Origin of the sequence: Streptosporangium sp. NPDC000239 (genome assembly GCF_040300765.1) — a bacterium.
GTDB lineage: Bacteria > Actinomycetota > Actinomycetes > Streptosporangiales > Streptosporangiaceae > Streptosporangium.
Map to the genome: position 1 here is coordinate 168,254 of NZ_JBEPEI010000014.1, position 12,883 is coordinate 181,136.

Consider the following 12,883-nt stretch of genomic DNA (forward strand, 5'->3'; position numbering starts at 1 on the left):
GATGTTCCCGATACGCCGCAAGCGAACGACGTTTATCGGCCGCTCAAACGCGTCATGCGGTCATGGCCGCCACCGGACCCCACCGTGGCCGCCATAACCGCATGATTCAACGATCTAGTGAGCCGCTTCGTACTGCTCGACGATCTTGGAGGCGATTCGACCGCGCTCGCTGACGTTGAGGCCGTGGGACTTGGCCCACGCCCGGATGTCGGCGCTCTTCTCCCTCGTGAGTGCCCGGGTACCACCCGCACGACGACGGCGAGGAGCCAGAGCACCGGAACGACGGGCGCTCTGCACGAAAGGCGACAGGGAGTCGCGGAGCTTCTTCGCGTTTACGTCGCTGAGGTCAATCTCATAGCTGGTGCCGTCAATCGCGAAGGCGACGGTCTCATTGGCCTCGCCCCCATCGAGGTCGTCGATGAGTATCTCCTGGATCTGCTTGGCCATCTACGCAATCCTTTCGCGGAGTATTGTTTCATTCGCTAGCTAAACATATACCCGCAATCGGAGAGCGGCAATTCCAGGAGCCCGGCGATTCTCGTCGCCCCGCGAGCCCGGGGAGTGATCAACCGTTCTGCGACTCGACCTGATCTCGTCGTTTTGCCGGGCGACGGCCGGCGGCTTCACTCCGAAGAAGCTTGACAACTCCGTAGATGAAGGCCCCGCCGACGACCACCGGGGGTATCAACGCGGACAATACCTCGTTCATTCGTCCTCGCTCCGCACCGTGGGTAACTTTCGGAGACCATGGAAATTTTGCCTGCGACAACCCGGGCCACGCTGGGAGGACGCGCTCGATCGGTCCGGTTCCGTCCACGGATGACCATAGCGTCACCTGCGGTCGGTGGGTGTCACTGGGGCAGACAGACCTGCCGCTCACTACCTTAATGCTTCTCTCCAGCCGTCTTACCGGTTGCGCTCCGTAAAGCCGGAGGGAAAAACCGGCAGGGCGATCTTGTGATGATCACTCCACCGGAAAACCATTGCGGTCCCGGCTCGGCGACTGCGGAGCCGTACGGCCTCCTGCTCACGTAGCCCCTGGTGAGGGGTCTGGAAGGGAAGATCAAACGGGCCGTCCACGAAGCCGGAGATCACCTCGGGCGGGTTCACCGCCGACAATGCCCCCGGTGCGAAGAACACCCGTATGGATAGTTGCCCTCTTCATGTTGCGGGGGGCCGTGGTGCGACTCCGCCGACAGAAGAAGACGGATCTTCCTTGTTTTCTTACCAAGAGTACGTCCTTGTCTGGCATCTAGGACATAGTCGTAGACCTTATAACCACCAAACAGGAGCGGACTCCGTAACAACCATGTGACACCAGGACGCCTCCTGAGCCATCGCTAAGAAGCCTCGGGAAGGGGAAGTCGGGTGGCGGGACAATCCCTTGGGGGACGCGAAGTCGGCGCCGCCCGGGAGGATGCCCTCCCCCGGCCGCGATCCATTCGGCCGTCTGTCCGCGAACTCCCCGCGGCGCGCGTTCTCCCTTTGGGGCCCCATAAGACCGTGTGGACGGCTGTCCAAAGGCCGCACCGCGTAGTTGTTCATCCCACGGCCCTTGGGGGTGGGGGCGCCGTGACGTCCGTGGCGCACGGCGTTTGTCGGCGAGGGAGGGGGGTGGACGGCCATAACGCTCCTCGTGCCGCCTCGAATGGGTTTGCGCTTCCATCGCGTCCTGAGGGGCCCTCGTTACCGGGCACGCCCTCCGGCGTGTTTCCCGTCACACGCGAACGCGCACACGAAACCCGGCGCACCGGGACGCGGACACGAAAAGGGACCGGCGGTTCAACCCGCCGGTCCCTTTTCCCGCGACTACTTGGTCTTGACGACCACCGTCGCGGCGACCTTGTCGTGCAGGCACTGCTTCAGGGGCTTGTCCCACAGCTGCCAGAGCACGTTCACCAGAGTGAAGATGTTGAGCACGAATCCGACCAGCGGAATGCCGCTCAGCGCGTAGGGGCCGTAGGAGACGCCCGCCCGCTTGATGGCGACATCGGGGGAGAGACCGCCCTGCAGAGCGCCTCCCACCCGGACGACCTTGATACCCATGACCATCTTGCCGACGGTCTGACCGTTCTGCCGCAACATCAGGAACTCATAGGCGACATAGATCAGACCGGCGATGATGGTGGTCAGGAAAGTCGACAGGGCGTACCCCGAGGGCTGGGTGATCACACCGCTCTCAAGGTCGAAACCGCCGTTGGTGATAAGGATCGCCGCGAGCACAAGGCTGAGGATCACCGTGGGGATCGCCAGAATGATGCCGTCGATCATCCTCGCCACCAGACGCTGCCACCATTCGGCCAGCGGAGCCGGCGCACCGGGGGGCGTGACCCCCTGGGGACCGTACCCCTGGCCGTACATGGACGCCTGGGCGCCGTAACCGGGTTGCTGGCCGTAGCCCTGCTGACCGTAGTCGGGCTGCCCGTAGGAGGGCTGCTGACCGTAGGACGGCTGGGCCGCCTGCTGGCCGTAGTCCTGGCCGTAGGAGGGCTGGGCGGCCTGCTGACCGTAACCCTGCTGCTGACCGTAGTCCTGACCATAGCCGGGCTGGGCGGCCTGCTGGCCGTAGCCCTGCTGCTGGCCGTAGTCGGGCTGCCCGTAGGCACCCGTCCCGCCCTGCTGACCGTAACCCGGCTGGGCGGCCTGCTGGCCGTACCCCTGCTGCTGGCCGTAGTCCTGGCCGTAGGAGGGCTGGGCGGCCTGCTGACCATAACCGGGCTGGGCGGCCTGCTGGCCGTAGCCCTGCTGCTGGCCGTAGTCGGGCTGCCCGTAGGCACCCGTCCCGCCCTGCTGACCGTAACCCGGCTGGGCGGCCTGCTGGCCGTACCCCTGCTGCTGGCCGTAGTCCTGGCCGTAGGAGGGCTGGGCGGCCTGCTGACCATAACCGGGCTGGGCGGCCTGCTGACCGTAGCCCTGCTGCTGGCCGTACCCGGGCTGGGTCTGCCCAGGTCCGGTGTTCGGCTGTGAGGCCTCCGATCGATATCCCACGACTGTCACATCGGGATCGAGTTCTCCGGGGGCTCGACCCGCGTTCTGTCCGTATTGCGGATGCCCCGACGGTGTGCGGTCGCGCTCGGGATCATCCTGCGGATACGGTGGCTGTCCGGTGCTCACCGCGTCACCTCACTTCGACTGCGCATGTGGCACATGTCAGACTCACATGCTTGCTGGTGCACAACGTATCGACATAGGTAACAACAGTCACCTTTCCGATCAGTCAGCACCACGGTCAAGCTAGTGGCCCCGCGGTGTCAGATGGAGCAGCATCCGGGTGTTTCCCAAGGTGTTCGGCTTGACGTGCTCCAGATCAAGGAACTCTGCCACACCTTCGTCATAGGAGGCGAGAAGTTCCGCGTAGACCTCCGGCGCGACGGGTGTGCCCTGGATCTGCCTGAATCCGTGTCTCGCGAAGAAATCGATCTCGAAGGTGAGACAGAAGACCCTGCGCAGTCCGAGGTCTCCGGCGACGCCGATGAGACGGGAGACGATCCGGTGGCCGATTCCCATACCCCGGCAGTCGGGATCGACGGCGACCGTGCGAATCTCGGCCAGGTCCTCCCACAGGACGTGCAGTGCTCCACAGCCGACGACCTTTCCCGCCACGTCGGCCACCCAGAACTCCTGGATGTCCTCATAAAGGGTGACGGTCGCCTTCTCCAGCAGGCGCGGCCCCGCTCCGGCGTAGGTGTCGACCAGGCGGCGGATGGCGCGGACGTCCGGCGTCCTGGCCCTGCGCACCGTGATCTCCGCCGACGACCCTTCCGGGACGTCGCCGGAGACCGCCACCGACTCCCCTTCCGGGGCCTCCGGGGAAACCTCGTCCCGGCCGGGTACGGCCCGCGCCGGGGACTGTTGCGCAACCTGCTCCATGACTGATCAGAGTACGTCCTCGTCACCGCTTGTTTACGGCCTGCCCTTATCTCGGCCGCGGGGTCCGTCGGATGAATCTCGCCGTCTTCTTCGCGCCCCGGGAGGCCGCCCGGCGAGCGCGTCTCGACCGGCCCCGTCCGAAGGCCTGGACCTGCGAGAATCTCCACCCCCGTGCCGGGGGAGGCGGATGCCCGGCGTGGCACATATGTCGATCATGAAATTGCGTGACCCGACCGTGACATTTCAGTTGCGAAAGCTCCACCGGCTTCACAGTTCTGGTTGAGCATGAACCGCCAATTGCACTAATGTCCGTCCTCGATGTCAGCACCCGTAAAGTGCTGCGCCGCCGAATCCCCGACTCGGGGAACCGGGGACCCACCCTCCAGCCGTCCCCCGGGGTGAATCCGATGTGCCACCGGCGCCTCGGTAGGGCTGCCTCCGGCCCGAACCCGTCAGCTAACCCGGTAGGCGGCCGAGAGAGGAGCCTGTTGGTGAAGCGCACGCGCAACCGTGGGAGAGAGAGCGCGGGCGGGAACGCCCGCCATCGAGAACACCGGGTGCGCAGGCCGCGGCACAAGGTGGTGATCGCCGGGCTCGCCTTCGCCTCCCTGCTCCTCGGCGCCCCCTTCGCCGCGACCGCGGAGCCGAAACCGAGTCTGCAGGAGCTCGCCAAGCAGGCCGAGAAGCTGCACACCGAGATCGAGACGCTCACCGAGCAGTACAACGGCGGGCGGGTCAAGCTCAAGCAGGCGCAGCGCGCCGCGGAGAGCGCGAAGAAGACCCTCGCCGCCAGCGAGTCACAGCTGGCCGAGCGGCGCACGAAGGCCACCCTGCTCGCCCAGAGCACCTACATGGCGGGTGGGCTCGCCTCGGCGCTGGCCTTCACCCAGTCGTCCAACCCGGACACCTTCCTCGACCAGGCCACCACGAACTACGCGCTCCAGCAGCAGCAGAGCGAGGAGGTCGCGCAGGTCAGCAAGGCGATCGAGACCGCCCAGCGCGCGCAGGCCAGCGCCAAGGCCCGCACCGACGAGGTCAAGAACCTCCTGTCCGACCTCGGCGACCGGCGGACCAAGATCGAACGGCTGGTGAAGCGGGTCGAGAGCGACCTGTTCAGCGAGGTGCGTTCGCAGGCCGGACGCAACCGGGGCAGCCGGGTCAAGGTCAACGTGCCGATCATCGGCTCGGGCAAGGCCGCCGAGGCCGCCCGCTGGGCCCTCACCCAGCAGCTCAAGCCGTACGTGTGGGGGGCCGAGGGCCCCAACTCCTTCGACTGCTCCGGCCTGGTGATGTGGGCCTACCAGAAGGTCGGCATCAGCCTGCCGCACTACACGGGCGACCAGTGGACCGCGGGCACCCACATCTCCTCAAGGAGCGACCTGCGCCCGGGAGACCTCGTCTTCTTCTACAGCGACCTGCACCACGTCGGGATCTACATCGGCGCGGGCCTCATGGTCCACGCGCCGCAGACCGGCGACGTCATTCACATCGCCCCGATCGACAACCGTCCCTTCGCGGGCGGGGTGCGCATCGCCGACTGAGCCGCCTGAACCGGCCGGACCGCCCCGAACCGCCGACGGCGGTTCGGGGAAGGACGCACCCGGGTCGCGTACGGCCGCAGCGGCCCCTCAGGGGGCCCCTGCCGTACGCGGGGGTCCGGGACGGCATCGGGTAAGGGCTCGCCTCAGATGAGGCGTCTGCGGGCCGCCCAGGCGACGGCCTCGATGGCCGTCGCCACGCCGATGCGGTCGCAGATTCCGCGGAGTCTACGGCGGACCGTTCTTCCGCTGATGTCGAGGCGGCGTCCGACCCGGTCGACCGTGACGCCCTTGGCCAGCTCCGCCAGCAGCACGAGATCCTCATCTGTGAGGCCGACCTCGCCCATGCCCAGGAGGCTGTCGCCGCGACGGGAATCCACTTCGGGATATGCCATCTGGAGTCGCTCCCCCCGCACCTGCTAATCGAGGCGTGAGTTGTCTGGAATCAGTGTCGCCCGTCAGGAACGGTAAACGGCTTGTTCAAAGGTCGTCAAGTTCCACACTTCATAGAGGTAGCACGCGCTGTTGACATAGTGGTCGCTACGTGAAGTACTCATGATATGTCGGCGCCTTTATGGTTAAGTCACGGACAAGTCAGGGTCCGTGGCCGGGGGCGCCCGCCGCGCGCCACGTCCTCGCAGACCAAGGTTTCGCCGGAGCCCCGCCGACCACGGCCCCGGCGCCGGCCGGCCGTATGGTTATGACCTATATGTGAATTTCGCCGGAAAAAGTGGAGCCCTTCCGCGCGCTTCGCCGAGCGCCTCACTACCCCTTGACGTGGCGGTTGGAAACCCTCCGCAATGGGAGGATGCCATGCCCCAGATTTACGGCATTCGGCGCAAATCTGGCGTAACATGCCGTTTACCGTACGGTATCGAACACACTGGAAATAGAGTTTCCGTCCTCCGTTTGGCCCCAATCAAATCACCGGGCTCCGGGCCCCCACATGAGACCGGGCCCGCCGCCCGGCCCGCCGTGAGGGGAGCCGGGCAACGGGCCCGGTGCAGGGAAGGAAGGGTCAGCCCGTGGGCTTGACCAGCGGGAACAGGATGGTCTCGCGGATGTTCTTACCGGTGAAGGCCATGATCAGACGGTCCACGCCGACCCCCACGCCACCCGTCGGCGGCATGGCGTACTCAAGGGCGGTGAGGAAGTCCTCGTCGAGCTGCATGGCCTCCGGGTCGCCGCCCGCGGCGAGCAGGGACTGCTCGGTGAGGCGGCGGCGCTGCTCGATCGGGTCGCTCAGCTCCGAGTAACCGGTGCCGAGCTCGGTGCCGAACCCGATCAGGTCCCACTTCTCGGTCAGCAGCGGGTTGTCCCGGTGCGTCCTGGCCAGTGGGGAGGTCTCCAGCGGGTAGTCCATGACGAACGTCGGCTGGACGAGGGTGTGCTCGACGAGCTCCTCGAACAGCTCCTGCACGAGCTTGCCCTGGCCCCACTTGGCGTCCCAGTGGATGTCGCGCGCGTCGGCGAGCTTGCGGACCTGGTCGAGCGGGGTCTCGGTCGTGACCTCCTCGCCGAGCGCCTCGGAGACCGAGCCGTAAACGGTGACCCTCGGCCACACCGGCAGCCCCAGGTCGATCTCCTGGCCGTCGTGGACCACCACGGAGTGCCCGAGGGCGGCCACGACCGCCCGCTGGATCATCCGCTGGGTCAGGTCGGCGATCCCGTTGTAGTCGAGATAGGTGCCGTAGGCCTCCATCATCGTGAACTCGGGGTTGTGGGTGGCGTCCGCGCCCTCGTTGCGGAAGTTGCGGTTGATCTCGAAGACCTTCTCGATGCCGCCCACCACGAGCCGCTTGAGGTAGAGCTCGATCGCGATGCGAAGGTAGAGCTCCATGTCGTAGGCGTTGATGTGGGTCCTGAACGGCCTGGCCGCCGCCCCGCCGTGGATCGGCTGGAGCATCGGCGTCTCGACCTCTAGGAAACCCTCCTCGTGCCAGAAGTCACGGATGGACCGCACGACCGCGCTGCGGGTGTAGGCCATCTTGCGCGCCTCGTCGTTGACGATGAGGTCCACGTAGCGCTGGCGGACCCGCGCCTCGGGGTCGGTGAGCCCGGCGTGCTTGTCCGGCAGCGGACGCAGGCACTTGGAGGTGATCGTCCAGCTGTCGGCCAGGATCGACAGCTCGCCCCTGCGGGAGGTGATGACCTCGCCCACGACGCCGATCTGGTCGCCGAGGTCGACGTCGCGCTTCCACGCCGCCAGGGACTCCTCGCCGACCCGGTCCAGGGAGATCATGACCTGGAGGTCGGCCGAGCCGTCGCGGATCGTGGCGAAGCAGAGCTTGCCGCCCGTGCGCGACAACATGACCCGACCGGTGACGCCCACCCTGTCGCCGGTCGCGGTGTCGGCGTCGAGGCCGGCGTATTTCTCGCGGACGTCGCCGTTGGTCGCGGTGCGCGGGAAGTTCACCGGGTACGGCTCGACGCCCTCCGAACGGAGACGGTCGAGCTTCTCCCGGCGCACGCGCATCTGCTCCGGCAGATCGTCGGCTGGGGTGGTCACTTCATCGGTCACAGGACAAGGTTACCGATGTCCGCCAGAGGGTGTTTCCCGCTTTTTCTCCGCGAAGAGACCAGGCCTCAGGTGGTGTTGCGGTGGTAGATGAGCCGCAGGCCGATCAGCGTGAGCCACGGTTCGTGCACGTCGACCGAGCGCGCCTCGCTGACCACCAGGGGCGCCGCGCTGCCGGTGGCGACGACGGTGACCTCGTCGGGGTCGTCGGCCAGTTCGGCCGCCATCCGCTCGACGATGCCGTCCACCTGCCCGGCGAAGCCGTAGATGATGCCCGCCTGCAGCGCCTCGACCGTGTTCTTGGCGATCACCGAGCGCGGCCGGATCAGCTCGACCTTGTGCAACTGCGCCCCGGCCGCGGCCAGCGCGTCCACCGAGATCTCGATGCCGGGGGCCGTGACCGCCCCGACGTACTCGCCCTTGGCCGAGACCGCGTCGAAGGAGGTGGCGGTGCCGAAGTCGACGATGACGCACGGCCCGCCGTACAGCTGGATGGCGGCCAGGGCGTTGACGATCCGGTCGCTGCCGACCTCCTTCGGGTTGTCCATCCTGACCGGGACCCCGGTGCGGATGCCCGGCTCGACGATCACGGCGGTGACGTCGCCGTAGTAGCGGCGGCACATCTCCCGCATCTCGTTGAGCACGGACGGCACGGTCGAGCAGAGCACGATGCCGTCGACGTCGGTGCCCTTGAGCAGCGGCGACTGCCCGAGCAACCCCTGCAGCACGACCGCGATCTCGTCGGCGGTGCGCCGGGCGTCGGTGGCGATCCGCCAGTGCTCGATGACCTCCTCGCCCTCGAACAGGCCGAGGACGGTATGGGTGTTACCGACATCGATGGCGAGCAGCATCAGTTCCCCCGAAGGTCCAAGGCGATGTCAAGGGCCGGCGCCGAGTGGGTGAGCGCGCCAACGGCAAGATAGTCAACCCCTGTTTCGGCTACGTCACGAGCCGATTCCAAGGTCAACCCGCCGCTGGCCTCAAGCCGGGCCCTGCCCGCGACCAGCCGTACGGCCCGCGACATCTCCTCGACGGTGAAGTTGTCCAGCAGGACCTCCTCCGCCCCCTCGGTGAGGACCGGCTCGATCTGGTCGATCCTGTCCACCTCGACCTCGATCGGCAACCCCGGGTAGGCGTCCCTGACCGCGCGGAAGGCCTCGGCCACCCCGCCCGCGGCCACCACGTGGTTGTCCTTGATCAACGCGGCGTCCGAAAGGGACATGCGGTGGTTGACGCCGCCGCCGCAGCGCACCGCGTACTTCTCCAGCGCCCGCAGCCCGGGAAGCGTCTTGCGGCTGTCCCTGATCCGTGCGCCCGTGCCCTCGACGGCCCGCACCCACCGGTCGGTCAGGGTGGCCACGCCGGACAGGTGGGTGAGCAGGTTGAGCGCCGTGCGCTCGGCCGTGAGCAGGTCGCGGGCCGGGCCGGAGACGGTCATCAGCACGTCACCCCGCGCCACCCGTTCGCCGTCCTTGGCCACGCGTTCGACCGTCATGCGGCTCCCGCCCACACGGGCGAACACCCCTTCGGCCACGGCCAGTCCGGCCACGACGCCGTCGGCCCTGGCGACCACGTCGGCGGTGGCGGTCAGCCCCTCGGGGATCGTGGCGAGGCTGGTGACATCACCGGCCTCCTGGAGGTCCTCGGCCACGGCGACCTCGATCAGCGCCGCGACCTCGGCCGGTTCGACGCCCACCTCGGTCAGGGCCGCCTCGACCCGCGGCGGCAGCGCGTCGGAGCCTCGTCCGTGCGGCACATATGTCATGGTCGTTCCCTCCGCTGTCAGGGTCACGTCGAGGTGCCCGAGCCACCATTCATCGTTCCGTCCGGCGAAGTCATCACGCCAGTGCGACCCGCGGGTCTCCTCCCGGTCGCGGGCCGCGGCGACCAGCGCGGAGGCGACCGTCAGCAGGTTCGTGGTCTCCCACGACTCCGTGCACGGCTCGACCGCGACCGGGGTCCACCGGACGTTCAGCAGCGCCTTGGCGGTCTCGCCCAGGGAGGCGCCGCTGCGCAGCACCCCCGCGCCCATGCTCATGTGCCCCTGGATCCTGGGCCTGGCCCTGGGGTCGATCAGCCCGGCCTGGCGTCCGTCGTCGACGGGCTCACCCGGCGCGGGCCGTACGGCGCGCTCGGCGTGGATGTCGTCGGCGATGCGGCGGGCGAAAACCAGGCCTTCGAGCAGGGAGTTCGAGGCCAGCCGGTTGGCGCCGTGCACCCCGGTGCAGGCGACCTCGCCGCAGGCGTACAGACCGGGCACGCTGGTACGGCCCCGCAGGTCGGTCCTGACGCCTCCGCTGGCGTAGTGGGCGGCCGGGGCGACGGGGATGGGCTGGGTGACCGGGTCGATCCCGTGTTCGAGGCAGACCGCGAGGATCGTCGGGAAGCGGGTGCGCCACTTCTCCGCGCCGAAGTGCCTGGCGTCGAGATACATGTGGGCGGCGCCGGTCTCACGCATTCGCCGCGTGATCGCCTTGGCCACGACGTCGCGGGGAGCCAGGTCGGCCAGTTCGTGGACGCCCTTCATGAAGCGGTCGCCCTCGGCGTCGATCAGGACGGCGCCCTCGCCCCTGACCGCCTCGGAGATCAGCGGCTGCTGGCCGGTTGAGTCCTCGCCGAGCCAGAGCACGGTCGGGTGGAACTGGACGAACTCCACGTCCCTGACCACGGCCCCGGCCCGCAGCGCGAGCGCGACGCCGTCCCCGGTCGAGACGACGGGGTTGGTGGTCGCGGCGTAGACCTGGCCCATGCCTCCGGTGGCCAGCACGACGGCGCGGGCCCTGACGGCGCCGACGCCGTCGCGTTCGCCCTCTCCCATGACGTGCAGGGTCACCCCGGTGGCCCGGCCGTCGGCGTCCTTGAGCAGGTCGAGCACCAGGGCGTGCTCGATGACCTGGATGGACGACTCGCCGACGGCCTTGACCAGCGCCCGCTGCACCTCGGCCCCGGTCGCGTCGCCGCCCGCGTGCACGATGCGGTCGCGGCGGTGGCCGCCCTCCCTGGTGAGCTGCAGCTCACCCGTTTCGTCGGTGTCGAACCTGGCGCCGGTCGCGATCAGTTCGCGCAGCGCGTCCGGCCCCTCGGTGACCAGGACGCGTACGGCCTCCTCGTCGCACAGGCCGACGCCGGCGACGAGGGTGTCCGACAGGTGCTCCTCGGGGGTGTCGGCCGGGTCGAGCACGGCGGCGATGCCGCCCTGGGCCCAGCGCGTCGAGCCCGCCGAGAGCACGTCCTTGGTGACGACCAGGACCTTCGCGCCGGGGTCGAGGGCGGCGGCGCGCAACGCGAGGGTCAGCCCCGCTACGCCTGAACCGACCACGACGACGTCGGCCTCGACTGTCCAGCCCGGTGGGGGCGCGGTCAACTTCAGGGGAATGGCCGGGATCGTCACTGCCGCCTCCTTGTGGGGATCGCTAGAGGCACCTCTATTTCGTCAATGTGACGATAACGCCCTCCCGAAAACCCTTGTTCCCCGGGTCCCCCCTTTTCGGTCGTCCCGTTCTCAGGGGGCCGGGGGAAGCATGGAGCGGCGGCCGGGGGCGGCCGGGGACTGGGTGGTCATGCCTCCGTCGACGACGAGGACCTGCCCCGTCAGGTAGCGCGACTCGTCGGAGGCCAGGAAGACCATGACGTGGCCGATGTCCTCGGGGGTGCCGAGGTAGGGCAGGGCGTTGAGGCGCAGGAGGTCGTCCACGACGTTCCGCGGGAGGTTGTCCAGCAGCGCCGGGGTGACCACCGCCCCCGGCGCCACGGCGTTGCAGCGCACGCGGTGCGGGCCGTACTGCACGGCGATCGACTTGGTGAGGTTGATGACGGCGGCCTTCACCGCGCCGTAGGAGATCTGCAGGACGTCCCCGACCAGTCCGGCCACCGAGGCGGTGTTGACGATCGAGCCGCCACCGGCCTCGATCATGTGGGGAAGGGCGTACCGGCAGCCCAGCAGGGTGCTGCGCACGTTGAGGGCGACGGCCCGGTCGAACTCGGCCATGTCCAGCCGCAGCAGGTCCAGGTCGGTGCGCGGGTCCGTGCCGCCGACGTGGTTGCAGAGCACGTCCAGGCGGCCGAACTCGGCGACCGTGGCGCCGACCATGGCGGCCACGGAGCCCTCGTCCATGACGTCGACCGACACCGCGAGGCCGCCGTCGATCATGTCGGCCGTCTCCCTGGCGGCCTGTCCGTCACGGTCCGCCACGGCGACCCGGGCGCCCTGCGCGCCCATCAGCAGCGCGGCGGCGCGGCCGATGCCGCTGCCCGCCCCGGTGACCAGCGCGACTTTCTCCTTGAGGCGGTCCATTCGCTCCCCCGATCAACTAGTCCTATTTATGAGACTAAAGGGGCATTTGTCGGCTTTATCGACCGCGTGTGGGAGACCCGCCCCCGACGGGTCGCCTGTCGTCGGGGAATCAGGCGCTCAGGGCCGTCTCCGCCGTACGGAGGGCGTGGTCGGGCAGCAGGGCCAGGAGTTGCCGGGTGTGGCCGGGGATCTCCACCTCCGCGAGGCCCTTGAGGAGGACCCTCAGCGGCATGGGCTGGTCGACGAGGACCGTGCCGTTGGACAGCAGCAGGGTGGGCACCTCCGTGTCGAGTTCGGCGTCGCTCAGCGTGGACCCGGCAAGCGCGCACAGGGCCTCCCCCTGGAGCCGGATCCGCTCCCGGAGCCCGGCGTCGCCGCCGGAGAGCGCGATGACGCGGTCGAGGTTCCAGGCGTAGAGCGCCGCGCGGTTGTCGTAGGTCGCGTCCACCCCCGCCGCGACGTCGGAGACGGTGGCGAGGGTGACGGCGTTGACGATGACGACGTGCGCCAGGATCTGTTCGGCGCCCCATTCGTCAGGTGGCGGAACGGGTCTCATGCCGGATTCCGCGACCGTGGCCGCGGCTTCGAGCAGGTCACGGCAGGCGTCTCTGAGCGGAGTCGTGTCGAGCATCTCTTCCTCCTGATGGGTCCGGACGTACAGGG

General features: G+C 68.4%; 10 protein-coding genes and 1 riboswitch. Of the genes, 1 reads left to right on the top strand and 9 read right to left on the bottom strand.

Annotated elements, in window-relative coordinates; translation table 11 throughout:
- Nucleotides 1–114 precede the first annotated feature (114 nt).
- The 3 genes from ABT340_RS29455 to ABT340_RS29465 form a co-directional block, all read right to left on the bottom strand.
- Nucleotides 115–447: a histone-like nucleoid-structuring protein Lsr2 gene (locus ABT340_RS29455; RefSeq protein WP_184724583.1), complete on the bottom strand. Its 333-nt coding sequence runs from the start codon at nucleotides 445–447 to the stop codon at nucleotides 115–117.
- A 1,362-nt stretch (nucleotides 448–1,809) separates the two neighbouring features.
- Complete coding sequence (locus ABT340_RS29460; protein WP_352014103.1) at nucleotides 1,810–2,988, bottom strand: RDD family protein; 1,179 nt, start codon at nucleotides 2,986–2,988, stop codon at nucleotides 1,810–1,812.
- Between the two features lie 246 nt (nucleotides 2,989–3,234).
- Entirely contained in the window at nucleotides 3,235–3,870 is a 636-nt protein-coding gene (locus ABT340_RS29465; protein WP_352014104.1) for an amino-acid N-acetyltransferase, read from the bottom strand.
- A gap of 334 nt (nucleotides 3,871–4,204) precedes the next feature.
- Nucleotides 4,205–4,356: riboswitch (cyclic di-AMP (ydaO/yuaA leader) on the top strand.
- 5 nt (nucleotides 4,357–4,361) lie between these two features.
- Here ABT340_RS29465 and ABT340_RS29470 point away from each other — a divergent pair.
- Complete coding sequence (locus tag ABT340_RS29470) at nucleotides 4,362–5,411, top strand: NlpC/P60 family protein (RefSeq protein WP_352014105.1); 1,050 nt, start codon at nucleotides 4,362–4,364, stop codon at nucleotides 5,409–5,411.
- Nucleotides 5,412–5,554: 143 nt separating this feature from the next.
- Here the strand turns inward: ABT340_RS29470 and ABT340_RS29475 are convergent, their stop codons facing one another.
- The 6 genes from ABT340_RS29475 to ABT340_RS29500 all read right to left on the bottom strand — a co-directional run bounded on the left by ABT340_RS29475 (nucleotide 5,555) and on the right by ABT340_RS29500 (nucleotide 12,851).
- Entirely contained in the window at nucleotides 5,555–5,803 is a 249-nt protein-coding gene (locus ABT340_RS29475; RefSeq protein WP_386188844.1) for a helix-turn-helix domain-containing protein, read from the bottom strand.
- A gap of 623 nt (nucleotides 5,804–6,426) precedes the next feature.
- Nucleotides 6,427–7,884, bottom strand: coding sequence for a bifunctional lysylphosphatidylglycerol synthetase/lysine--tRNA ligase LysX (gene lysX, locus ABT340_RS29480; RefSeq protein ID WP_386188979.1), 1,458 nt, complete (start codon nucleotides 7,882–7,884; stop codon nucleotides 6,427–6,429).
- 110 nt (nucleotides 7,885–7,994) lie between these two features.
- Nucleotides 7,995–8,777: a type III pantothenate kinase gene (locus ABT340_RS29485; RefSeq protein WP_352014107.1), complete on the bottom strand. Its 783-nt coding sequence runs from the start codon at nucleotides 8,775–8,777 to the stop codon at nucleotides 7,995–7,997.
- Nucleotides 8,777–11,317, bottom strand: coding sequence for an L-aspartate oxidase (locus ABT340_RS29490; RefSeq protein WP_352014108.1), 2,541 nt, complete (start codon nucleotides 11,315–11,317; stop codon nucleotides 8,777–8,779). Before ABT340_RS29490 ends, ABT340_RS29485 begins: the two co-directional genes overlap by 1 nt.
- A gap of 111 nt (nucleotides 11,318–11,428) precedes the next feature.
- Nucleotides 11,429–12,220: an SDR family NAD(P)-dependent oxidoreductase gene (locus ABT340_RS29495; protein ID WP_352014109.1), complete on the bottom strand. Its 792-nt coding sequence runs from the start codon at nucleotides 12,218–12,220 to the stop codon at nucleotides 11,429–11,431.
- A gap of 109 nt (nucleotides 12,221–12,329) precedes the next feature.
- Entirely contained in the window at nucleotides 12,330–12,851 is a 522-nt protein-coding gene (locus tag ABT340_RS29500) for a hypothetical protein (RefSeq protein WP_352014110.1), read from the bottom strand.
- Between the last annotated feature and the right edge of the window lie 32 nt (nucleotides 12,852–12,883).